At 49.0% G+C, this 23,483-nt stretch carries 20 protein-coding genes; 15 read left to right on the forward strand and 5 right to left on the reverse strand.

All coding sequences use genetic code 11. The features are described from left to right. Positions 1-45 precede the first annotated feature (45 nt). From CJP46_RS07015 to CJP46_RS07055, 9 genes are all read left to right on the forward strand, one after another. The gene (locus tag CJP46_RS07015) at positions 46-1,071 is read left to right on the forward strand and encodes a FecCD family ABC transporter permease (protein WP_094595110.1); all 1,026 of its coding nucleotides are present in this window, start codon (positions 46-48) and stop codon (positions 1,069-1,071) included. Positions 1,072-1,074: 3 nt separating this feature from the next. Beyond that, positions 1,075-1,836, forward strand: coding sequence for an ABC transporter ATP-binding protein (locus CJP46_RS07020; RefSeq protein WP_094594833.1), 762 nt, complete (start codon positions 1,075-1,077; stop codon positions 1,834-1,836). Positions 1,837-1,852: 16 nt separating this feature from the next. Further along, complete coding sequence (locus CJP46_RS07025) at positions 1,853-2,872, forward strand: ABC transporter substrate-binding protein (RefSeq protein WP_094594834.1); 1,020 nt, start codon at positions 1,853-1,855, stop codon at positions 2,870-2,872. 94 nt (positions 2,873-2,966) lie between these two features. Next, positions 2,967-3,179, forward strand: coding sequence for a hypothetical protein (locus CJP46_RS07030; RefSeq protein ID WP_094594835.1), 213 nt, complete (start codon positions 2,967-2,969; stop codon positions 3,177-3,179). Positions 3,180-3,527: 348 nt separating this feature from the next. Then, positions 3,528-4,049, forward strand: coding sequence for a DinB family protein (locus tag CJP46_RS07035; RefSeq protein ID WP_094594836.1), 522 nt, complete (start codon positions 3,528-3,530; stop codon positions 4,047-4,049). Between the two features lie 225 nt (positions 4,050-4,274). Continuing rightward, positions 4,275-5,153 carry a hypothetical protein gene (locus CJP46_RS07040; protein ID WP_094594837.1) on the forward strand — a complete coding sequence of 293 codons (879 nt, stop codon included), beginning with the start codon at positions 4,275-4,277 and terminating at the stop codon, positions 5,151-5,153. A 215-nt stretch (positions 5,154-5,368) separates the two neighbouring features. Next, positions 5,369-6,958 carry an ATP-binding protein gene (locus tag CJP46_RS07045; protein WP_094594838.1) on the forward strand — a complete coding sequence of 530 codons (1,590 nt, stop codon included), beginning with the start codon at positions 5,369-5,371 and terminating at the stop codon, positions 6,956-6,958. 14 nt (positions 6,959-6,972) lie between these two features. Continuing rightward, positions 6,973-8,607 carry a thiamine pyrophosphate-binding protein gene (locus tag CJP46_RS07050; RefSeq protein WP_143812930.1) on the forward strand — a complete coding sequence of 545 codons (1,635 nt, stop codon included), beginning with the start codon at positions 6,973-6,975 and terminating at the stop codon, positions 8,605-8,607. 272 nt (positions 8,608-8,879) lie between these two features. Next, positions 8,880-9,869: a phage baseplate protein gene (locus tag CJP46_RS07055; protein WP_094594840.1), complete on the forward strand. Its 990-nt coding sequence runs from the start codon at positions 8,880-8,882 to the stop codon at positions 9,867-9,869. Positions 9,870-9,974: 105 nt separating this feature from the next. Here CJP46_RS07055 and CJP46_RS07060 read toward each other — a convergent pair whose 3' ends face one another. Beyond that, the gene (locus tag CJP46_RS07060; protein WP_256992220.1) at positions 9,975-10,199 is read right to left on the reverse strand and encodes a hypothetical protein; all 225 of its coding nucleotides are present in this window, start codon (positions 10,197-10,199) and stop codon (positions 9,975-9,977) included. Between the two features lie 196 nt (positions 10,200-10,395). Here CJP46_RS07060 and ybaK point away from each other — a divergent pair, with 196 nt between their 5' ends. From ybaK to CJP46_RS36975, 6 genes are all read left to right on the forward strand, one after another. After that, positions 10,396-10,872, forward strand: a complete 477-nt coding sequence (gene ybaK / locus CJP46_RS07065; protein ID WP_094594842.1) for a Cys-tRNA(Pro) deacylase — start codon at positions 10,396-10,398, stop codon at positions 10,870-10,872. A gap of 363 nt (positions 10,873-11,235) precedes the next feature. Further along, entirely contained in the window at positions 11,236-11,880 is a 645-nt protein-coding gene (locus CJP46_RS07070) for an SDR family oxidoreductase (protein ID WP_094594843.1), read from the forward strand. Between the two features lie 276 nt (positions 11,881-12,156). Next, positions 12,157-13,992: a hypothetical protein gene (locus tag CJP46_RS07075; protein ID WP_094594844.1), complete on the forward strand. Its 1,836-nt coding sequence runs from the start codon at positions 12,157-12,159 to the stop codon at positions 13,990-13,992. Between the two features lie 185 nt (positions 13,993-14,177). After that, positions 14,178-15,032 carry a phosphotransferase gene (locus CJP46_RS07080; RefSeq protein WP_094594845.1) on the forward strand — a complete coding sequence of 285 codons (855 nt, stop codon included), beginning with the start codon at positions 14,178-14,180 and terminating at the stop codon, positions 15,030-15,032. Between the two features lie 263 nt (positions 15,033-15,295). Then, positions 15,296-17,308: a WD40/YVTN/BNR-like repeat-containing protein gene (locus CJP46_RS07085; RefSeq protein ID WP_179281056.1), complete on the forward strand. Its 2,013-nt coding sequence runs from the start codon at positions 15,296-15,298 to the stop codon at positions 17,306-17,308. Positions 17,309-17,447: 139 nt separating this feature from the next. Further along, on the forward strand, positions 17,448-17,660 hold the full coding sequence (locus CJP46_RS36975; protein WP_256992221.1) for a GNAT family N-acetyltransferase: 213 nt from the start codon (positions 17,448-17,450) through the stop codon (positions 17,658-17,660). 87 nt (positions 17,661-17,747) lie between these two features. Here CJP46_RS36975 and CJP46_RS07095 read toward each other — a convergent pair whose 3' ends face one another. The 4 genes from CJP46_RS07095 to CJP46_RS07110 form a co-directional block, all read right to left on the reverse strand. Further along, entirely contained in the window at positions 17,748-19,253 is a 1,506-nt protein-coding gene (locus tag CJP46_RS07095; protein ID WP_256992222.1) for an ABC transporter substrate-binding protein, read from the reverse strand. A 30-nt stretch (positions 19,254-19,283) separates the two neighbouring features. Then, positions 19,284-20,045, reverse strand: a complete 762-nt coding sequence (locus CJP46_RS07100) for a response regulator transcription factor (RefSeq protein ID WP_094594847.1) — start codon at positions 20,043-20,045, stop codon at positions 19,284-19,286. Continuing rightward, complete coding sequence (locus CJP46_RS07105; RefSeq protein WP_094594848.1) at positions 20,020-21,783, reverse strand: sensor histidine kinase; 1,764 nt, start codon at positions 21,781-21,783, stop codon at positions 20,020-20,022. Before CJP46_RS07105 ends, CJP46_RS07100 begins: the two co-directional genes overlap by 26 nt. A gap of 159 nt (positions 21,784-21,942) precedes the next feature. Beyond that, on the reverse strand, positions 21,943-23,439 hold the full coding sequence (locus tag CJP46_RS07110; RefSeq protein ID WP_094594849.1) for an ABC transporter substrate-binding protein: 1,497 nt from the start codon (positions 23,437-23,439) through the stop codon (positions 21,943-21,945). Between the last annotated feature and the right edge of the window lie 44 nt (positions 23,440-23,483).

Raw genomic sequence — 23,483 nt, forward strand, 5'->3', positions numbered from 1 at the left:
AAGGAAAGAATATCAACAGGATTGGGTGCCGGCTATTATGCGGTTATGATCATTTTATTATTTCTGATTGCGATATCCGCTGTCTTTTCCGTATCGATTGGACAGGTACATATTCCTTTCAGGCAGGCGATGGAAATTATCGTGCATGCCTTGACCAACGGCAAGTGGGGATCGATGAGCCATGTCCAGAGTGACTCATTCGTAAACATTATTTTACAAGTGAGGATGCCGCGCGTCATATTTGCACTTTTGATCGGCATGGGGCTTTCCCTATGCGGAACGATCATGCAGGCCGTCGTGCAAAATCCACTCGCTGATCCGTACATTCTCGGCATTTCTTCCGGCGCATCCCTGGGGGCTACTTTTGCGATCCTGGTCGGATTCGGCAGTGGTGCGCTGCTGTCCCAGTTCGGCGTCGCCTTTGGCGCCTTTGCCGGGGCTATGATCACATCGATTGCCGTGCTGGTGCTATCCAGTATCGGAGGTAAAGCGACATCAGTAAAGCTTGTCTTATCGGGTGTCGTCATCGGGGCCTTGTGCAGTTCTTTTTCCAGTCTGGTCATTTATTTCGCCAACAACGCGGAGGGCATCAAGACCGTTACGTTCTGGTCCATGGGAAGCCTGGCTTCCTCCAGCTGGGATAAAACGCCGATCATGGCGGTGGTCGTATTGCTTGGCTGCGCATTGTTTCTTTTACAGCACCGGGTGCTTAATACGATGCTGCTCGGCGACGAGTCAGCGATCACGCTCGGCATTAATTTAAGTGCCTATCGCAAGCTTTATATGATTGCCGCGGCGCTTATTACCGGTACGATGGTCGCCTACGCAGGGATGATCGGGTTTGTCGGATTGATCATTCCGCATATCGGGAGAGGAATCTTTGGTGCGGATCACAAGCGGCAGACGGCCGGAACGCTGCTGCTCGGAGGATTGTTCCTGATATGGTCGGATATTCTATCCAGAACGCTGATCCATAATGTGGAACTGCCCATCGGGATCATTACGTCGGTGATCGGCTCGCCGCTGTTTATCTACATGATCGTGAAAAAAGGCTACAATTTCGGAGGGTGAGACATGGAGTTGACCGCAAAGGAAATGGAAGTCAGGATCGGCAAAAAAGATATCGTGAAGAACGTTTCGATCCAGGTCAACAACCGGCAGTTCGTAGGCCTGATCGGTCCAAACGGATGCGGCAAATCCACGCTGCTGAAAAGCATATACAAGAGCCTGGTTCCGAGCAAAGGAACGGTTTATTTAGACGACCTGGATGTGCTGAAAGCAAATGAAAAGAAAGTTTCGCAGCGGCTCGGCGTCGTCGGTCAGTTCAATGAAATGAACTTTGATTTAACGGTCCTGCAGATGGTTATGCTGGGCAGAACGCCGCACAAGAAGCTGCTGGAATCCGACAAATTGGAAGACGTGGCGATTGTGGAAGAGGCTTTGGCAAGAACGAATTTGCTTGATTATAAAGAACGCAGCTATTTGTCGCTGTCAGGCGGAGAAAAGCAGAGGGTCATTTTGGCAAGAACAATCGCGCAGCAGCCGAAATTCATGAATTTGGATGAACCGACTAATCATCTCGACATTCGGTATCAGCTCGAAATTTTATCCTGCGTGAAGGGATTAAACATCGGGGTGCTGGCTGCGCTTCATGATTTGGAAATGGCCGCTCATTACTGTGATTATCTCTATGCGATGAAGCATGGCGAGGTATACGCGTATGGCACGCCTGAAGAGGTGCTGACGCCTGAGAACATTGAAGCGCTGTACCAAATCAAGTGTCGTACATATGTAAATCCGGTTACGAACGGATTGGGATTTGCGTACGGTTTATAAAAGGGGAGGAAGAGAAGTGAACAAGCATTTGTTGCTGACTGCCGGACTTGCGGCAATGTTGGCGCTCACCGCCTGCGGGAATACGGCGAAAACCAGTGAACCGGAGGCCGCCCAGGCTGCCAGCCATTATCCGATAACGATCGGAAATTTCACGAAGGCAGAAGGGGGAACGACATGGGAGAAGAAGGAGCAGGTATTCGATAAGGCGCCTGAGCGCATCATGGCCAATACCCGACCGGCAGCGGAACTGCTGCTCCATTTGGGATTAGGCGACAAAATCGCCGGGGTCGGCGCAAATTTCGGGGCACCGGACCCAGCGGTCGAATCGGAATATAACAAACTGAATATCCTTAGCGACGAGTATGTCGGCAAGGAAGTTACGCTCGGTACGAATCCTGATCTGGTATACGGTCGAGGCGGCTTATTTGATAACGCTGACTGGGGTGTAGGCACAGTGGACACTCTGAACGGCATGGGAATCAAAACCTATGTCCTCGAATCCTCAGTGACCGGGGGAACCTACGACTCGATTTACAAAGATATTGAGCATCTAGGTGAAATTTTTAACGTACATGATAAAGCCGAGTCTTTCATCCAGGAATTGAAGGGGAAACAGGAAGGTATCGCTTCCAAATTGGCGGGCATCCAAGACGAGAAAACATTCGCCTATCTCCATATGAGCGATCCGAAGGAAGTGAGCGTATACGCGGCACAAAAAGAAACATTCTTTAACGATGCTTTCAAAATGGTCAAATTGGATAATGTCTTTAAAAATGAAACGGGCGAGGTCAGCGTCGAAATGCTGATTCAGGCAGACCCGGATGTACTCATCATTCCGGACTGGGTAACGACGGGTGGCACGACCCAGGAAAAGCTCAAAGAGGCACTCTACGCAAATCCCAAATTGTCCAGCATGAAGGCGATTAAAAACAAGCAAATCTATGCGGTAGACTACAATTATATGTTTGGCTATGGCTACAATACGATCGACGGGATGGAAAAGCTCGCTAAAGAAATGTATCCCGACTTGTTTTAAATAGCTCAGATTGTCTTTCTCCTAATCCGTGTAAATAAGAAGTAATGGCCTGGGCCATACTATGCCAATAGGAAATGAATGGGAGGTGCGAGCGATGAGCGAGACCAGCATTACGATTCATTTTGTCGGCGGAGAAGCACTCAATATTATATCCGATGACGTCAGCAGTATAATCTCCAAGCTGAAGAGCGAGGAATGGGTAGATTTGAATGAGCATCAGGTGCAAACTTCGAACATTTCCTTTTTTACGGTGTATGAGTCCGGCTTTGGCAAAAACAGTGAGAAACAGCTTCCGTCCAAAAGCTAGAGGATGATGATCCAACGCTTCCTGAGTAATGTCAATTCCAACACGACTAAGCGGTCCACATGTAGTGGGCTGCTTTTTTTCGCTAAGAAGTAGACATATTTTGTCTGGAATGAAGGAGAAATCGATTATAATCAAACTTTCTCAGGCTAAGCGTTATCTATTTTGATACGATTGAAACCATAGGGGAAAACACGGATCGTTTAATGCCCCCCTATATATACTAGATCATGTGTCTTCAAGGAGGCGTTTTATAATGAACACAACTTTCATTTATGGGCTTACTTTTGAGGGATCAGACGCATAATCGCCCTTAAACTGCGGGCTTCCCATTGGAAAAGGGGAACACTGTTGAAAACATATACTTTGCAGCAATTAGATTATCATGTTTGGGCAAATCGGCAGGTATGCAGTCACTTGCAGCAACTTTCCGAGGAGGTATACCGAAAGGAAATCAATAGCGTATTTCCAACCATTTACGATACGATCGTCCATATTTACGTGATTGATCGGGGATGGCTGTCTTTCTTAAATTCAGGCGGCGTCTCCGAATTGTCTGAGAACTACTATTTGCAGTTGAAGAACACGATTGAACGTATTGTGGCGGAAACTAGTGATAAGAGTATGGAAGAACTCGGTAAGATGCAAGAAGAGCTGGCGGTCCGCTTTCGCTCATTTGTTGAGCAGCTCGATAACATCGAAGAAATATACCCATCCGGTGAATTTCAGGCCAGATGTGTGGATTATATCCAGCATATGGTGAACCACGGGACGTATCATCGTGGAAATGTGACTGCGATGCTCAGGCAATTAGGAATTGCAGGAACACCCACAGATTATGCTTATTATTTGTATCAGTTAAAGCACCATTAGAAGTTAGATGAACAGCAGCCTGACAGGCTGCTGTTTTTTAGTCATTCGTTTGCGCTGTGCTAACCGTTGTCATCACAAACCAGGTAGTTTTGGTTCAGCTGCACTTTGACATATCCTCGACCAAGGTCCAGTTACCACACTGGCCTTTTGATAGGTGTGCTCCATGCGGTTTTCCGTATAATGGATACTATACATAACGAAATAGGAAGATATTGGGGAGGACAAATGAAAAACATACTTATTGGGACCACGGCCGTATTTGCCGTGATAATGCTCGCAGGCTGCGGAACCGTGGACGATGCTGCGCAAAAGTTCAAACAGGAAGCGCACGAAACGGTGGTGGCTGCAGGAAAGACCGTAAAGGATAGTGTTAGGGGCATCGAAGAAAGCATCAAAAGCAAGGGTGACAGCGTTCAGCGTACCGCCGAACGGGAAGTAGAGAAAGATTCAATGCTTCAGATTCACCATGAAGCAGGAAATATCACGCTCGTAGCGGGACCAGGGAACAAGATCACGGTGGAGACTACCATTTGGTTTTTGAATGATCAAACGCATCGGAATATTGCAGAGCAAGCGGAAACATCCATCGTGGAAAGGAACGGTACGATGGAAATCGTGACGCATGCAAAGGATGAACCAGGACGAGATTTATGGGATTGGGCAGAGTCCCGTTTCGGGAAATCCGAACTGTTAATCGAGTATGTCGTGAACGTGCCTGACAAGGTCACCGGTTATGAAATTGTAAATGAAGTTGGCAGTATTACGATGAATAACCTGAATGGATCGTATCAGGTGGAAAATCATGTTGGCGGGATCACCGTTGAGGGAGCGTATGTTGTAGGGAAATCCAAAATCAAGTCAGAAGCAGGAAGCGTCCGTGTGGGGATCCTGGAAATGGAGAGGGGCAGCAGTCTACAGGTTGGCACCGATGTAGGCGGTGTTCAAGCGGTACTTGCGAACTCCCTGTCTTGCACTTTGAAGGTTCAAAGCGAACTCGGAACGATATCCGGGGTATCCAAAGGTTCTACCGATATCAACGGCGGAGGTCCGATCATTTCGATTTCCACTTCGGTCGGAGCCATTTCGGTTGAAGAATCCATATGAAATCCGTATTTCAAAAATAATGCAGATGAAATGACCTGCTCTTTTTTTCGATACAATCGAGAGGCTGTTCCTGAGTCCAAAGACTTAGGACAGCCTCTTTGTTTATTCGACAAAATAACTGGAAACCTTACCTAATCCCTAAAATATTCATGTTCGCAGCGCTAAATATACTATAAGATATAGGAAGTACAGTTGTAATTTGGGGGTTCGACCACATGGAAAACAATTACCTCGCCGAGGTTCGACGACGTTGCATCGCCTATGGAATGCAGCCAACGGATGTTCCCTCTCCCTTAACAACCGTGTCCGAAGATCATTTACAGAGACAGAAGCGGCTCTATGCTGACATTTTGGAGGTCACGAAGGGTTTTGGAGAGAACACGATTCAATTACTAAACGGGCAAATGGTTTCATTCCTCGTCACGGATGATAAAGGTTTGGTTATTGATTCCTTCGGTGATCGGATTATGAGAGAAAATCTATCACAGTTGAACATTAAAGAAGGGAGCTTGCTGATTGAGCGAGAGGTGGGCATTTGTGCGACGCTGATTACGCTGGAAAAGAAAATTCCGTTTCAAACCGTGGGAACGGATCATTTTCATCTTGTTCTGCACGAATCTGCCTGCCATAGCGTACCGTTTTCGGTTCCGGGCAATCATGGAATGCGTGATGGGACGATTTCCCTGATGACCAGCGTCGTCGATTTTAGTAACTATCAGCTCGCCATGCTCGTCAATATGGCGGAATCCATGGGAAGGGAGCTGATGCTCAGAAAAACGAACCAGCGTCAACTGGATCTGCATCATCTTATGGTGGACAATCTGGATACGGGGATTCTTTTAGCTGACGGATCCGGAACCATTGTCGATTTTAACCATGTCGCGCTGAATATCATACCCGATTATATTTCGGTCGGACAGTCTTCCTATCAAATAGCGGAGCTTGGACCGCATTTTTTGCACACGATTGCTAACGGGCAGCGGCAGCGGGGGATCGAGGTGCATTTTCACGACAACGGAGCGCACACGGTTTGCCTTGCCGACATCATCCCGATTTTTGAAAATGGCGTCATTCAAGGCGCCTATGCGCAGCTGAGGGATATTACCGATCGCTATTTATTGGAGCAGCAGATCATCGTCAGCGAGAAGCTATCGGCGATTGGGAAGCTGGCCGCCGGTTTGGCCCATGAAATCCGTAATCCGCTTACCGCCATCATGGGCTTTGTGCAAATTATCCGCGAGCGTCCGCTTGACCCGGACACGACCCGTTATTTGGGTTTTGTGCACGAGGAGCTGGTGCGCGTCAAAAATCTCGTATCGGATTTTGTAACGATGTCCAAGCCTTCTTTTCCCATCGTCAAGCCGATCGATATCAATCCCTTTCTTGACAGCGTGCTTGATTTTATGGAGGGACAAGCTGCGCTGCACGATATCCGGTTTAACCGTGATTTTCATACGGGTGAGCAGGACATCCTGTACGCCGATGCTGCACAAATTAAACAGGTTTTGATCAATATTTTACAAAATGCCGTTGAAGCGTCTGAGCCTAAAGAAGCCGTAACATTAAAAACGTCCAAACAAAACAACCATCTAACCATCACTATTTCTGACAATGGCGCCGGTATTAGTCCTGAAAACCTCACAAAAATTCAAAATCCTTTTTTTACAACCAAAGAGAACGGAACGGGCCTGGGTCTATCCGTATCCTACCGTATTATCAACAACCACAACGGAGAGATCAGCGTCGATTCCAGATTGGGTGCAGGTACGGATTTCAATATCCATTTACCCTTGTCAGGCATTTAAAAGGAGTGTCCTGTGTGAAAAATGTCGTTGAGCTCTTAGTTGAAACGCTTGTCAGTCTGGATATTCAGCATGCCTTCGGGATTCCTGGCAAATCGGTCGCGCCGGTGATTCTGGAATTTGGCAACCAGGGGATCGAATTTATTCTGGGGAGGCATGAAAGCGGAGCGGGTTTTGCAGCCGGAGGTTATGCTTTTACAGGCAAACAGCTGGGCGTAGTCGTCGGAACATCCGGACCGGGAGGGACCAATCTGGTCACAGCCGCGGCCCACGCAAAAATGAACGCCCTGCCCGTTCTTTTCATTACGGGACATCAGTCGGCGGCGGAAACCGGGATACCGCAATGCCAGGATTCTTCGTCATTCGGAATCGATTTGGCGGAAATCATGAAACCCGTTACGCTGTTCAGCACGATGGTCTCCCGCGCCGATACCTTCCCGGCGATCTTTAACCATGCCTTGCGCGAAGCGATGACCGGACGGAAAGGTCCGGTGCATCTGTGCATCCCCTTTGACGTTATGATCTCGCCCGTGGCCGAGCCGAATATTCATATCCCGTCAAGCCGTTTAAACTATGCCGCAACCAATCTGACGGATGTGGTGAATCAGCTGCGAGCCGCAAGGAACCCTGTGATTCTGGCAGGGAAAGGTGTCGTCCTCTCCGGAGCTCAAGAACCCCTCGCCAGTTTCGCTGAACAGTTTCAGGTTCCCATTGTCACAACTCCCGGTGGAAAGGGGAGCATCCATTCGTCGCACTATCTTTATCACGGCCCCTTTGGACTGGGCGGGCACCAAAAAGCCAGAGACCTGCTTGAGTCGGGCGTCGACCTGATGCTGGTGATGGGTTCGCGTGTGAGCGATACCGCCTTGGCGGGCTTGGACCGTTCTTATTTCCCGCAAAGGATCATCCAGTTCGACATCTCTTACGAATTTATGGGCGGCATTATACAAGCTGAGCATACGCATGTGTTTGGCGATTTAAAAACGAACCTTGAGGAACTGCTGCGTCTGTATCCGAATGAGAGCACTAGTGAGAAGGTAGGGGTTGGTGAGCGTTATCACGATCCGCTGCCTGTGCTTCAGTCCCTTTCGGTGGCGGAAGTCTGCCAGGCGCTAGGGGATATTATTCCTGAGCAGTCCACGATTTTTGCCGATGATGGGGCTCACGGGTACCATGCGGTGCGTTGGCTTGATTTAAAGCCGGGCGTAACCTTTTTCTTCGATTCCTATTTCGCGTCCATGGCCAATGCGATCGGGATGGCGATTGGCGCTAAATTTGCCGACGGGGAACAAAACGTCATTTGTTTGACGGGAGACGGCTGCTTATTTATGCTGGGCTCCGAAATATCGACATGCGTCGCCGAACAGCTGCCCGTCATCTTTATTGTCATCAATAACGGACAGCTGGATATGGCATTAAAAGGAATGCGCGAGTTTACCGGGCGAACCGACGGTACGATCTTTAAGCAGCCTTTGGATGCCGCCGCGTTTGCGGCTTCGATGGGAGCGGACAGCGCAAGATGCACGACGCTCAGCGAATTTACGCAGATATTTAAACAGGCGCTGCAGTTCAATAAGCCTTTTGTGATTGACGTGATCGTGGATAAAGAGGAGATCCCTTCCACCTTGGCACGGCAAATGAAGCTTGATTAAGGAAATTCTGCATCAAAGGTTAGCAGCGTGAACGAGACCACGAAGTGGTCTCGTTTTTTATGACTAAATCTCTCGATCATAATCGTGTTCGAAATGTGTTATCAAAGCATTTGGATATTTTCGGAAAATTCGTTTAGAAGCATTGTGGTTTGGGTTAATCCCAAATATGGAGGACTAGCGTGAGTATTAAGCCCTAATTCTTTGGAAAACGGTTTTCATAGCGACTTAATTCGATTAGCATGGGGCTAAGACTTTTCTATGGAGGTATTTATATGTATTCTTATCAGGCATCAATTTCAAGGCACAGGTACTTCAAATTATTCTGCTTGCTCGCCCTTTCCATTCTGATGTTCGGGACGTCAAGTCTGCCCGCTTTCGCGGCATCGCCGGGAAAAACCGTAAACGCTTCGGCAAAACTCGCTTACAATCTTAAGGGACTTCATCATAAACTGGCGGTGCAGAAGGCGTATATCGCTTCGAAATACGTATATGTAACCCAGCGGTCCAAAGGTACGGTCTATCTTTCAAGATTGGTCATCAACGGTAATAACGCTACATATAAAGATGAAATGAAGATTACGAATGCCGGTCACGGCCAGACGCTCGATATGTACACCTATAAGGACATCAATTACTTTTATTTCAGCTCAAAAGCTGATCCTTCAACAAGTAACTATTGGTCGCTCCAGGTGGCTAGGCTTCAATATTCGGCCGGAAAGACCGTCGATTATACGGATCTGCACCGGTTCACGTACATGAATTATGCCAACAAGACAGGTGCAAGATTAGGGGATACGTACCGTGTTGATGGCGGCGGGAACAGCACTTATACCTTTTTCCGGGTCCAAACGAAGCAGGGGAAGGTTACGTGGTCCATTTATGACACGGTTAAACTGAACAAACTGTTGGACAGCAACGAGCAGGTGCGTCTGGATAGTGCTGCGGCGAAAGCAGCGTGCGTATCCAGCTTCACCCAATCGGGCAGTGCCATCGTGAGACCGAACGGTTCCTTCCAAGGCGCCGATTTGCTGGGTAAAACCGAAATATACACGTCGGGTGGCGCTGAAGGGAATACGCCACAGATTGCCAAGTTATCTGGTACTGGGGCATACAAGAGCCTGGTGAAAATCACCAATGTCGGAAAACATGAAATCGAAGGCGTACAAACCAAAAACGGGAACGTTTATTTTAATATCGTGACAAACCCCGACAGCAAACAGAACACGCAGAAAATTTATTACGTTCCAGACAGCATATTTTAATTGCTGCGGACTGGCCAGCCCCAAGAGGAGCTAGAAAACAACCTGACATGGTGCAGGTTGTTTTTTTCTATTGGCTCTTTTCGTAACCATTGTTGCCTTTTAATGCTACATTTTTCCTTGCTTTATCCAAGACCAAATTCGATACGAACCCAACAATGCCACAAGTAGCACAAGAAGCAACATGAATACCAAAATGCCAAGTCGATTGATTTCTCTTAGACCAACTGCATTGATAAGTACAAAGGTTCCAAAACCTAAGAAAAAAAGATACATGAATACGTTTGGAACAATCCAGGCAATCCTGAGTTTGATGTTTTTATTGTTCAACATCTCCACCTCCATATGACACATCATATTTCGAGCTTTTGAGTAATGAAAAGTGCCTTTCTATTTGATGCGGTTCGAACATTTTCCGTGGGATCATGGCCATGGTAAAATATAACGAAGTCAAACGTGAAGTAATTTAATTCGGATTTCATTGCGAGTTATTTGCATGAAATGTCATTTGCAAGGAAAGGTGAAAAAGATGTCCGTTAAAACGAATGCCTGCCGAATACTCGACACATTCCGGATGAAGTATTCGCTGCACGAATATCAGTGGGATGAAAATCAGCTGGATGCGGCAACGGTTGCCGCCAAAGTAGGGCTGGAGCCCGCGCAGTTGTTCAAGACACTCATTTTAAGAGGAGATAAGACAGGGGTCCTCGCTGCCTGTATACCAGGCGACCGGGAACTGAATTTGAAAAGTCTGGCCGCAGCAAGCGGCAATAAAAAAGTGGAGATGGTTCCCGTCAAAGAAATCCAATCATTAACGGGATATATCCGGGGCGGCGTGTCTCCACTAGGCATGAAGAAAAAATATCCTCTCTATTTGAATGCATCGGTGAGCTCGATGGAACTCGTCAGCATTAGCGGAGGAAAGCGGGGACTGCAAATTTTTCTGAGCGGGCAAGACTTAGCGGCAGCTGCGGAGGGGCATCTGGCCGATATAGTGTACAGCTAGACCGCAACGACTAGATGGCTTATAGTCACCCAGCAGAACAATCTAGATCTTGCCCATCGTACTCAAAAGCTGCATCAGTATTATAAAAAACACACCGATCACTACTAGAACAATGACCATAATCAAAACAAATTTTTTTCCATCCATAGCAAAACACCTCAGGATGATTATACCAAAACATTATACTCTTCCATAACAAATAAAGGAAAGCATGACGGGAATTTATTAGGAGGTAATGTGAAAAGTTAATGGCATCCATACTTCCGACACACATCTGCACCAAGACCGTTTTCCGTGTATCTTAAGGGGAGATCCAGGATGAAAGGACGCTTTTGACGGCGTTTGAAAGAAAGGGAGGATTTCATGAACGTTCTGATTATCGGAGCCAACGGCCAAATTGGCCGACATCTTGTAAGAAAGCTGCGGGAATCCAATGGGCACAAAGCCATCGCGATGGTGCGAACCGACGAACAGAAAGCGGCATTCGAACAGCAGGGCGTGCAAGCCGTGCTTGCTGACCTGGAAGGGAGCATCGATGAGATTGCCCTTGCTGCAAAGGGTGCAGATGCTGTCGTATTTACTGCAGGGTCGGGCGGCCATACTGGGGCCGATAAAACCATGATGATTGATTTGGACGGTGCGATCAAATCGATGGAGGCAACCAAACAAGCCGAGGTGCGGCGTTTTATCATAGTGAGCGCGATCGGGGTCCATCACCGTGAGCTCTGGATGGAAAGTGCGCCTTACTACAGCGCGGCGAAGCATTATGCGGATATCTGGCTCAAGCATAGCGGCTTGGATTATACGATAATTCGCCCAGGACGGCTGACCAATAATCCCGGAACCGGGAAGATCGCCGCAGCGATTGACCTGGATCGAGGGGAAATTCCCCGTGAGGATGTGGCTGAGGCCATTCTAGCTTCTTTGGAAAATCGTCATACCATTGGCAAAGCGTTTGATATAATCAGCGGTGTAACGCCGATCGAAGCAGCATTAAACGCGCTATAAGCAGTAAATTCTGTGAAGAATATCCTGGATAACTCTATATAAACCATGTTTATCGAAGCCGCTGAATAAGCGGCTTTTTTGCCGAAAAAAACAGAATCATGCGATGACCTGCGATGACCCACTGACTAAAGTAGCGTATGGTAAATCATACCAATGTAACATGGAATTGTGATTTTTGCGGGATACACATGCCCTGGGACTCGAATGGATAATGATGATGATCGAGAATGTTGGCACTCTCGTCTAATATCAGGTTCTGCTGAAAGGAGTTTGCGTGTGGGTAGATTTGTCTCGCAATTGCTGAAGGGGTGCTTCGCCGTTACGCTGCTATGGTTTGGGCTTTTTCCTGGAGTGGGTCATGCGGGCGCTGAGGAGGCGCATCCGGCGGTCGAGTGGTCCAGAGATTACGGAAGCGACTCCGAGGGACAGAGCGTGATCCCAACATCAGACGGCGGTTATTTGGCGCTAGGGGGGATTGAAGATGCTGACCTGCCAGGAGGATACGCGTATCAAAAAGCTTATATTTTGAAGCTGGATGTGAACGGCCAGGTGATGTGGGAGCGCAGGCTCCAGCATAACACGACGAGAAATACGGCATACCGGGCCATTGAGACGAAAGAAGGCGGGTACTTCGTCATAGGATCATCAACGTCAAACGGCGAACCTCTTGACCAATTGTACGCGATTAAGCTGGATTCAGCAGGAAATGTATTGTGGGAAAAAATACAAGAAGACGATGGTATCCACAGCTTCCCGAAAAATGTAATCGAAACGGATGACGGCAGCTTTGTGATCGCCGGCGAGGGGATCGTCAGCTGGCTCGCGTATGAACAAGGATACATTTTAAAACTCGATAGCAATGGAAACACACAGTGGTACAACAAATACCGTTTTACAGGTAACGGCGACTATCTAAACGATCTGATCCCCGCTACAGACGGCGGTTTTATCGCGGTGGGCCACGCAGGCGAGGTGGAATATGAATCGAAAGAGCAGGACGCGCTGCTGATCATGAAGATCGATGATGAAGGTAACGTGGTTTGGTCGAAACCTTGGGTCGATCCACAAAGTGGCTGGACGGCCTATTCGATCGTTGCCGCGGAGGATGGGGGTTATGCGGTTTTAAGCCGAAAAAGTATCGACAATAAAGACGTGACGCTGCTTTCGAAGATTGATCTCAGCGGGCAGATGCAATGGCAAAAAACGTATCGGGATGGCACAAATACCGAATCGTATCCATGTCTGGTCCGTACCAAGGAAGGCTACGCGATGCTTGGAAGTCAACGTTCCTCAAACAGCTTGAATGAGTCGAAAACCCAGTACGCCGTGCTGCGTGTCGATGTGAACGGTGACCTTCTCAGCAGGGAGCTGTTTAAAGGACCTCCAATCGTTAGCGTCGGAATGGCGGCGGTAACTTCGGATGGTGGGTTTATTTTTCCGGGAACGATTTTGCGGGGAGACGTCAGAAAATTTCAATTGATGAAATTGTCGCCTGCGTCGGACGGACAGCCTGCTGAGCGTTTGTTGACCGGCATCTCGTTTGCGGTGAATGAAAAGAAATTGAAAGCGGGGACCAATACCTCAACGGTACTGCAGGCCGTATACTCTGACGGAACAAAAAGCGATTTATCCAGTGCGGCTGTATACCGTTCTGAAGACAATTCCATCGCGGACATCGACGGTTTGGGCTGGATATCGGGGCATAAACCGGGACAAACGCATGTCGAAGCAGACTATGCTGGTTTTACGGCAAGGTTGAATATCACCGTTGTTGCAGAGGATACGGACGAATTTGACCCCGTTGACGGCAGCCTTCGATTGGATTCGGGCGAATATTCGGTTTCGGAAGGATCCCAACTGGACATCAAGGTTTTGTTGTATGACTACAGCACACAAATGCAAACAGACATCACGAAGCTGGCCGTGTTCAGCAGCGACCGTCCGGATATCGCCGCAGTGGACGAGGAGGGAAACCTGATTGGCCATAAGGCTGGAATGACCCGTATTAATGCGAAGTACAAAGGGAGCAGCGTCTATGCCAATGTACAGGTCGTCCGGGTAAACCCACAAGCAATCGAGTCCGTGAGGAATACAGACGAGCCGGAATCGTAAGAATTTTTGTGTTAAGCGCGACGTCCTACCTGCCGCTCCGTTTTATCAGCGAGTCATTAGGTGCAAGGGCCGAATGGTTCAAGGAGGATAACCGGTTCGCCATGACGAAGTAAAAACGATTCCGATTGGCTTTCCGCCTTCTTTTTCCAAAAAACCGTTTATTCTGAACTGGAACGGAGGATCATATGCACCGTCATCAATCATTTGATTTGCTGCTCCACGACGACGAAGAACTGGGAGAGTATCTAGACAGCCCGGTTTCACAACGGGTCACCATCCACGAATGGCCATTATCATGCGTTCAGCGAATATGCACGGAACAGGGTGGAAGCTACATCTATAAAGTGCAGGCTCCGCCGACGCTTGAGGCACAATTTTATGCTCGTGCTCGATCTCCGCTCATGGTATCTGTTCGCGTCATCGAAACGAAGAGTGATACGACGGCCATGTTAATGGAAGAAATAAAGGCACCCCGATTGAACGATATTCCTTTGAAAGAGTCAGAGGCAGCCGCCATAGCCAATGATCTGACTGAAATGATCGGACGGATCCATGGAGATTTGCCTTTCATGAACGATATCAGTACGGAAGAAGGGTGGACCGCATATATTGGGGCTGCCCTTGATCAGATTTGCGAATGCATCCACGAGGGCAGCTTCAAGCAAGTGAGCCTCGAACAGGTGAATAAATTGCGCGAGTGGAGTGAAGCCCCGGCGTTACTTGCCGAAATTCGTTCTCCGTCAGGTCTTGTTCATGCCGATCTCAAAGCGGAAAATGTGCTGGTGACAAACGACGGGTACCGCGTCCTCGACTGGCAGCGACCGATTCGGGGGCCAATATTGCTTGATGCCGCGACTTTATTAAACTCGTTGGGATTTGACCCTACGCGTTATGTCCCGATCGGCATTATGCAAATGTATCATTTCCTTCATGTGGCATGGTATGCCCAAGCGGCGAGGAGGTGGGTCCCGCAGGGGAAGCCGTGGTTCGATCGCCTTATTGCCGATATTGCTCGCGACCTCGAACTGAAGCAGTTCTAAGTTATTCTGACGCGTTGAAAGCCACCTCTTGCAAGGCGTGAGGCATTGAAGAGGCGGCTTTTTATGTTCCTGAATACATGCGCCGCTCGGAGCCATGAAAATATGAAAAACTTGACTCCAAAACGAGAATAATCCTTAACCAATCGTACAATAGCAGACCCTATAATAATACTTGTCATAAACAATCTTGAGCCGTGGACGGTTAAAGCATAGGGGATATATCGTACAGAATGTTCTTTGCGGGGGTTAAGGAGGAGTTATACATGAAAATAAGACGTGGGCATTTTCGGGCAGCGTCACTGCTGGTCCTATTGGCAGCCGCTCTTACAGGATGTGCAAAAGGGGCTGAACCAACAACAGCCTCGCTGTCTACAGCCGATGTTCCTGTTCAGCTGCAGCAGGGAAAGGCGCTCAAATGGAACGGGAATATTTCGTATGATCTTCCGGTCATCGATTTCGTCGACTCCAAAACGGGATTTGCTGTCAAAGAGCGCTCTGACGCTCACCTGAGGCTGCTGTCTACTCATGACGGCGGAACGCATTGGCAGGAACGGGATCTGCCTGGAGAGTATGTACGCAGCCTGGATTTCATCAACGCCAAAACCGGGTACGCTTTGGCCGAAGAAAACTGTTCCAGCAGCGTAGGGCAGCTTCAGTGCAAACAGATCAGCCTGCTGAAAACCGGCGACGGCGGCAGGACCTGGAATACAAAGTGGAAGTCCGAATCCCAAGAGGACCACTCCCAAGGCAACCCCATTCTACGGATGTTGTCGTTTGTGAATGAGGCAGACGGCGCGATGCTCGTGAACGGCCGCTTGTTTCTCACACAGGATGGGGGGGCTCATTTTCATACGGCTGTGTTTGGAATCAAGGACTTCAAACCGATCAGCGCCAGTTTTCCGAAAGCCGGGACCGGCTATGTAGTCGGTACTGTCGGCAAGGATGATGGCAAGCTTGTCGTCGTAAAGACCAGCAATGCCGGGCGAACATGGTCTACACAGCTGGATATCTCAGCGAAGAATACTCCTTTGTCCGCATTTCAAATCCAGTTTGCGAGTGGAAATACCGGATGGCTGCTGACGAATGAGAAGGGGACGCTGAGCGGAGACATCTACCGTACCGTTGACGGAGGTAATCATTGGACTAAAATGAGTACACAGCGGACGGGACGTCCTTATGTAAGTGGCATTCAGCTGATCGACGGGAATACAGGCGTGATTTCGCTGCATCCAGGCGCGGGACCGGTCGAAGGAGGCATTTGGCTGACGAAGGACGGTGGCCGCAGCTTTACCGGCGTTAGCAAGGCGGTGGCGGTAAATCAGGTACAAATGGTATCGTCTAAGGAAATTTGGGCTGCAGTCGATGGGATGAATGGCTCCGATTTTCTCATTCGCTCGAATGATGGGGGAATGAGCTGGCAGGAGTCTTACCCCTTATCCGAGCCGTATGGCAGACCGACGGAGGACATGGCTTTTATCGATCGTCAGCTCGGATTTGGCATCGGGACCCAGCTGGACAGCGGGAAGATACTGAATACGACCGACGGTGGGGCGAGCTGGAAGATCATCGCTTCCCTGGATTCTTATATCCGGTTGGAGAAAATCAGCTTTGTTAATGAGAAAGAAGGCTTCCTCATGGCATTCCGGGAAAAAGGACCCTATCATGTTTTACTGAAAACCCAGGACGGCGGGCTCACCTGGCATGAAGTGCCCAGTGAATCGCTGAGCAAGCTGGGGATAGCCGACGTTTCCGCCTTCCGCTTTTTTGACACAAATCACGGCGTCTTGTTCGCCACAGGAGAAGGAAAAACGATTTACCGCACCTCAGACGGCGGGAAGACCTGGAGTAAAACGCTGCTAAGCAAAGAGAGTGGTTCAGAGATGAAGGTGTACCTGACGTCCTTTTCCAGCGGATGGTTGCTGAAGCAGACGGACACTAGGGGGAATATGGAGCTGATTCGCTTCGGGGCGGACCATTCGGCGCAGACCGTTTTGACTCTCGACAAGGACTGGTACCCGGACGCGGTCTATTTTGGTGATGAAGCGCACGGGTATATGCTTTTTGAAGATTTTGAAGCCAACGACGGTGTGATCACTCGGCTCCTGACGACCGCTGATGGGGGCCTCACCTGGACGGATCATCCTTTTCCTGCTGATGCGGAGCTGGTAGACGTGCGATCGATCGGCTTCTCCGATCCGCAGCATGGCTGGATTCAGTTCCTGCAAGGAACTGCCGTAACGACTGATGGCGGGGTCAGCTGGACCGTGCTGCAGTGAGGATTGCAAAGGCTAGCAGGATATTGAAGTAGCTGAGAACATGACTGCATCTGCTGCCGCCCAATCGGCGGCTTTTTTTTATCCATCGATTGCACTAAAATGTAAAGAAATCCAATGAGGAGGAGGGGGAGCGCGGTATATGAAACCATTGCCGACCATTCCATTAGACAGGCTGCTGTTACGTCTTTTTTGCCTAAATGACGCCAAGGCCGTTCAGCAATCGGGTAAAGTGATGACCAAGTTGGGTATGAAATATGAAGGTACGTTAAGACAGCATGCTAAAAAGTGGGGGAAGTACGAGGATCTTGTATATTACGGACTGTTGAAGGAAGAGTATCTTTCAATGAAATGACCGGCAGCGGTGCACATGCTGCGTGACCGACTGCCGGAACTACCAAAACAGATGACCTGATTTTTCGTTGATAAGAGGGACGCGCTGCTATCTGTTGACTGAACGCCATGCATCTAGCTGCCTCTGCACCTCTTTCCGCACGTCATCGATGCCTGCCTGTTTCAGTTCATGATTAAACTTGGGGAGGATCGATCCCACATCGACGGAGCCCGTCATCAGACTGGGGTAATATTTCTGCCAGACCATCTCGATGCGATCGGTTTGAGCAGTCATCTTGGAAAGATCGGGCGTAAAACCGAGCACGGTGGATTTGACGACTCCGGCGTTATATTGACGGAATTGCTCCCATTTATCGAGGGGATCCGGGTAGTCGCCGCCCATCGTATTCAGGATGAACCAATTCCCCTGAGTATACTGTACTCCAGCGTAACGGGAAGATGCATCGGCTCCATCTTTGTCTTTTACGGAGATGGGGACAACCTGCCCTTTGTCATCAAGCGTGTAGTGCACGCCCTCTATACCATAATTAAATAAGTTTCGAATTTCCGAATCCGTATTGAGCAAATTCAAAAACTTAATGCTCTCGGCGGGGTGCTTGGTGTTCGCGTTCACCGCCATAATTCCTCCCCGGACCGACTCCGTGGTGACGACGCTGGGAGTGACGGGATTCGCCACAATCTTGTAGCCGCGATCCTTACTCCAGGTCGTCTCCGAGAGGGGACCGCCGCCGGAGGATTTCCAGAATACTTTAGCACCCCGCTTTAAGCCTCCGGGCTCTCGCAGCGCAGCGTCCTTGTTAATGAAGCCTTCTTTGTAATATCGGCGCATCGTATCCAGAATCTGCCGCGCTTCCTTGGTTTCGAATATATTGACGACCGCGGCGTTCGGGTCCAGCGATTTGATCATTAAAGGAATTTTGTTGTTCATGATGTACTCATAACCAGCGAGAGCGAAGAAGTTGTGCGCATCCCGATCGAGCTCCATGGGTACGTAATCCGGTTCGTTCTCTTGAATCATTCGAAGAAGAGGCTCAAGCGATTCCAGCGTATCGTATTTGGTGATGTCGATATGGTATTTATCCACGATGGAGGCAGGGTACATCCATTGATCGCGCACCGCTAACTCTTTGTTGGTCGGAACGCCGTATATGCCGCCGTCGTTCATGCGTACACCCTGCCAGAAGATCGGATCAACGGCATCGTACATCTCCTTGCCCAGCCCTTGAAGGTAGTCGTCCAGCCGCAGCCAGGCTCCTCGGATTGCCGTGGGGGCATAATCAGGAACATAAGCGATATCGAATGGACTGCCGGCGGATATGAGCGTATGCAGCCGGTCTTCATATTCTTGCCAACCGACCTTGATGTAAGTGACGGTTACGCCGATTTTGGGCGCCATGATTTCGTTGATCTTATCGTTGACGAGCTGTAAATCCTTATCGGGTTCTCCGATCGTATAATAAATCAAATTGACCGGATCGCCGTCATGGGGATCGTTATCTTGGCTAGTTTGACGGAAGCAGCCGGTCGACGATACGAGCAGCAGAATCAGAGAAAGGGTCGTTAAGAGTAACTTGCGTCCATATTTCATTACCATCGGGAGCCTCCTTTCTGAAGCATACGCTGCCTAAGCCTTTCCCCGCAGCTCTGAAGGAGATTTTCCGAAAAAGCTTTGAAAGTGCGTATAGAAATAATTGAGATTGTTGTAGCCAACGGAAAACGCGATGTAAGATATTTTCTCATCGGTCGAACGGATTCGGTCCTCCGCCAGCAGCATCCGGTATGCCATAAGGTACTCCGAAAATTTCATTCCGGTTTCTTTAAGAAACAACTGTCCCAGGTAAGTACTGTTCATCTGGAAACGCTCCGCCACAGATTTTAACGTAATATTCTGGGCGTACTCCATCTTGATCATGAGCAAAATGCGATTGACCAGTTTGGATAAGTGGGCGTATTGAACCCCTAATACGGGATCCCTGTTCAAGTCTTCGCTGTTCTTATTGCCGATCGTACCGTTCAGATCCTCGACAATAATCTTTTCAATGACTTGCTGCAGTTTTGTGCGCTCAACCGGTTTGAGGAGATAGTCTTTGACGCCGCAGCGTATGGCTTCCTGCGCATACTTAAACTCACTGTATCCGCTCATAATAATGTATTTTGTGGGGATTTTAAATTCGTTGAGCCTGCCGATCGCTTCATACCCGAGGGTTTTGCCGATGCAGACATCAAAGATGGCCACGTCCGGCTGCAGGTCAACCACTTTGGACATCGCTTCCTCCGTCGTTTCACACGTTTCAATGCGGCCGAACCCGTATTGGTTCCAATCTAAAATCCGTTTCATTCCCTCCAAAATTTGAGGTTCGTCATCCACAATCATCAATTTGTACATGTTCAATCACCTCTTTTGAGATCCGTACCACAATCTTGACCCCGGCTTCTTCGTTATTCGCAATTTCGATCGTAAAGTCTTCTCCGTAGAAGAAATTCAGCCGTGTGTACACATTGCGAAGCCCGATACTTCCGGAAGAAGCGTCATCCTGGTTAAACAGCTTGCGCCGAACGGTATTTAATCGCTCTGCCGGGATGCCCCGCCCGTTGTCCACGAATTCAAGCACATAACCGTCATCGGCTTCCCAGCCATTGACGACATACAGATTAAACTCATGACCGGCATCAAAGCCATGAATAAAGAAATTTTCTGCGAGAGGCTGCATCCAAAATTTCACGGTTGGGATCGAAAGGAGAACCGGCTCGACATTGACTTGATAGTAAAAACGTCCCGGATACTTAAATTCCATGATCTCCAAATACTTCTGCAGGAGTTCCAGCTCGCTGGCAATCGAAATGATATTTTCCTTTTTAACGATTTCGCGGTAGAGCGTCCCTAAAGTCGCAATGGCGTCAGCGGTGTCTGTGTCCCGATTGACAAGAGCCGTAGAGCGGATCACCTCCAGCGTATTGTATAGGAAGTGCGGGTTAATCTGGTTCTGAAGCGCTTTCATTTCGGTTTCCTGCTGTTTTATTTTCAGCAAATATTCATTGCGGATGTACTTATCCAGCTGCTGAATCATATCATCCAATTCCCTGGCGATCATGCCGTATTCGTTTCTCCGGTACCGGGCAGGGCGGCTCGTCGTAAAATTGGCCGTTTTGACACGCCCGATCGATTGAATGATCCGGTGCAGGAAGAGAGCATCATCCCGCAAATTATAGACAATGAGCAGCAGTACGCTGACCATCGCGGCCAGCACAATCAGGAAGAGGGTGATCAGCATTCCGGCGTGCTGACGAATCAGCGTGGCCAAATCGATGATGCTGACGAATTTAAAATTGAACTTGGTCGAGGAGAAGGAGACAAAAAAAATCGGCTTCCATAATCCTCTTGAAATGATGCCGTGCGTTCGTCCATTTGCCGCAGCGAGGCGAGAAATTTGATCGATATCTTGGTCGTGTCCGCTTCCGATCAGGTAAATATCGCCGGCAGCACTGACGGCCGCAGCTTCGCCAACCCGGAAATTTTGGACCGATTTGAAGATTTGCTCACTGCTGACCAAGAAGCGCAGCTCTCCGAATTCCTGAGAGCCCAGGATGGGATCCGACAGTTTCTTGCGATATACGAAACCTTTCGAAATGGTATCGCGAAAGGCCTCATCCTTATTCGGAAGTCCGAACGTGTAACTGGCGATGCCGTTATCGTTAAATCGCACCACATTGCCGTATTCGCCGGTGTGCAGGCTAATCTGCGTGATTTCGCCTTGCGCCCAGCTGTACAAGTAGGTTTTCAGATCCTCCGGAAAGGAAACCAGCGGCTGCGAGTAGACGCTGTGATTCAGCCTGCTCGTCAAGTACCCTTCAGCACTGCTGCTGGAAAAGCTCTTGGCATCGTCCAACAGACCCTGATTAGAGTAAATCCGCTGCATGTAAGCCTCGATCCGGTCGGCGTCATACTGCAGTTCATTCTCCACACGGGAGAAAGCGTTCGCCGCCTCAATCCGGGCATTGCCTACCCACTGGTTCAGCAGCATAGCACAGGTCAGCGTGCCCAGTGTGAGTCCTATGCTCACAACGAAGATGACATAGGCGATAAACTTGTGGCGGTAAATTTTGATTTGTAAAAAAGAGCCCATAAGTCACCTCGATTTACAGCAACTCGTCGAAAGCATGAATGCTAATCCCAATGTACCACGAATAGTGCGAAGGTACCACGATTAGTACGAAACTTCATAGATGGGAAGGAAAAAGCATCCCTTAAGAGAGTCTCATTAAGGGATGCAATACCATTCTTCTTACTTGAAGTAATTATCGATTTGCTCTTGAGCCGCTTTCATAATCGTATCCATGCCGGCCGATTTGAGTTCAGCCGTAATCTTCGGCACCATTTTCTCCGGATCGGATGCGCCGGTAATGAGTTCATATTTGTATTTGTCCCATACGGCTTGGCAGTTCGCCACTTCGGTCTGCAGATTGCTGATGTCGAGCGCGAAGCCAAGGATCGTGGAGGAGGAGGCTGCCTCGTTCAACTTTTTAACTTGTTCCCATTGATCTTCAGGAGCGCCTTTCGTAACCGCCAGATTAAAGAACGTGCCTTGAGTGTAAGCAGCCAGCGGCCAAGTATCGGTTGTACGCTCGATCACCTTTTCGCCGTCGACGTTCTTGTAGTCCACATCCAGCTCGCCGAATGCCAGCATGTTGCGCAGCTTCGGATCGGTGTTGACCAATTCAAGGTATTTCAATGCTTCCTTCTTATATTTCGAGTTAGCCGAAATCGCGTTCAGAGATCCTTGAATTGTACTGGTGGTATAGATCGGTCCATAATGCTGAACCATGTCGTATTTCTGGACGTTATCATTGATTTGCCAGCTGATCTCTGCACCAGGGAAGGCTTGTGCCGCAAAGAACGGTCTGCCTTTGTCAGCCTCGGTCTTCGTCGGAGCATCCGGATTGATGATGCCGTCTTGATACCATTGATGCAGCAGCTTCAGATTAGCCATGATGTCAGGTTGCTCCAGTACGGATACGACCTTGCGCGATGCATCGTCCGCTTTCACGCCGACCGGAGGGAAGCCGAGTGTTAGATCGTCATAATCGTTAAAGAATCCGTTCAAGCCTTCGCCTTGGGTCATCGGCAGCGGGTAGAAGCTTTTGCCCTCGCCGGCTTTCATATCGTGAAGCGGCTTATCCAGATCCTGCAGCGTCTTGATGTTGATGATGTCGATATTGTACTTCTGCACATATTTGTCATCGAATACCCAGTACTGTGTCAGCGCGGAATCCTTATAGGTCGGAACGGAGTAATACTTTCCGCCGATTTTGGTGCCATTCCACACGTTTTCAGGAATCAGCTTGTACAGGTCAGGCGTTTCGCTTTGAACCAGATCGGTAATATCGGCAAAAGCGCCCATCGCAACCTGCTTGCTGTACTTCCCGCTGTTCGTGAACATGATGTCAAATGGTTCGCCGGTATTGACGATCGTGTTCATCTTCGTGTCCCATTCGCCCCAGCTGGCTACCTTGATGTCCACTTTTACGCCGATTTTCTCGGCCGTGTAAGCATTCATTGCATCAACCGCTTTGCTGAAGTTGCTTGGCATTTGACCGCCGATCGTCCACCAGACCAATGTTGGAACATCCTTGCTGGTTGTCGACGTTTCCTTCGATGGCTCCGTGTTTGTCTGCGATTCATCGGTTGTAGACGCAGGCTTTGAGCCGCCGCAGGCCGCCAGAGCTGTGGCCAGAAGGGTCAGCAAACAGAGCGTAGAGATGAACCTGAAAGATCTTTTCATTCCAAATCCCCCTTATAGATGTTGAATCACCGTGATTACAGTGA

Source organism: Paenibacillus sp. XY044 (assembly GCF_002257645.1).
GTDB lineage: Bacteria > Bacillota > Bacilli > Paenibacillales > Paenibacillaceae > Paenibacillus_AQ.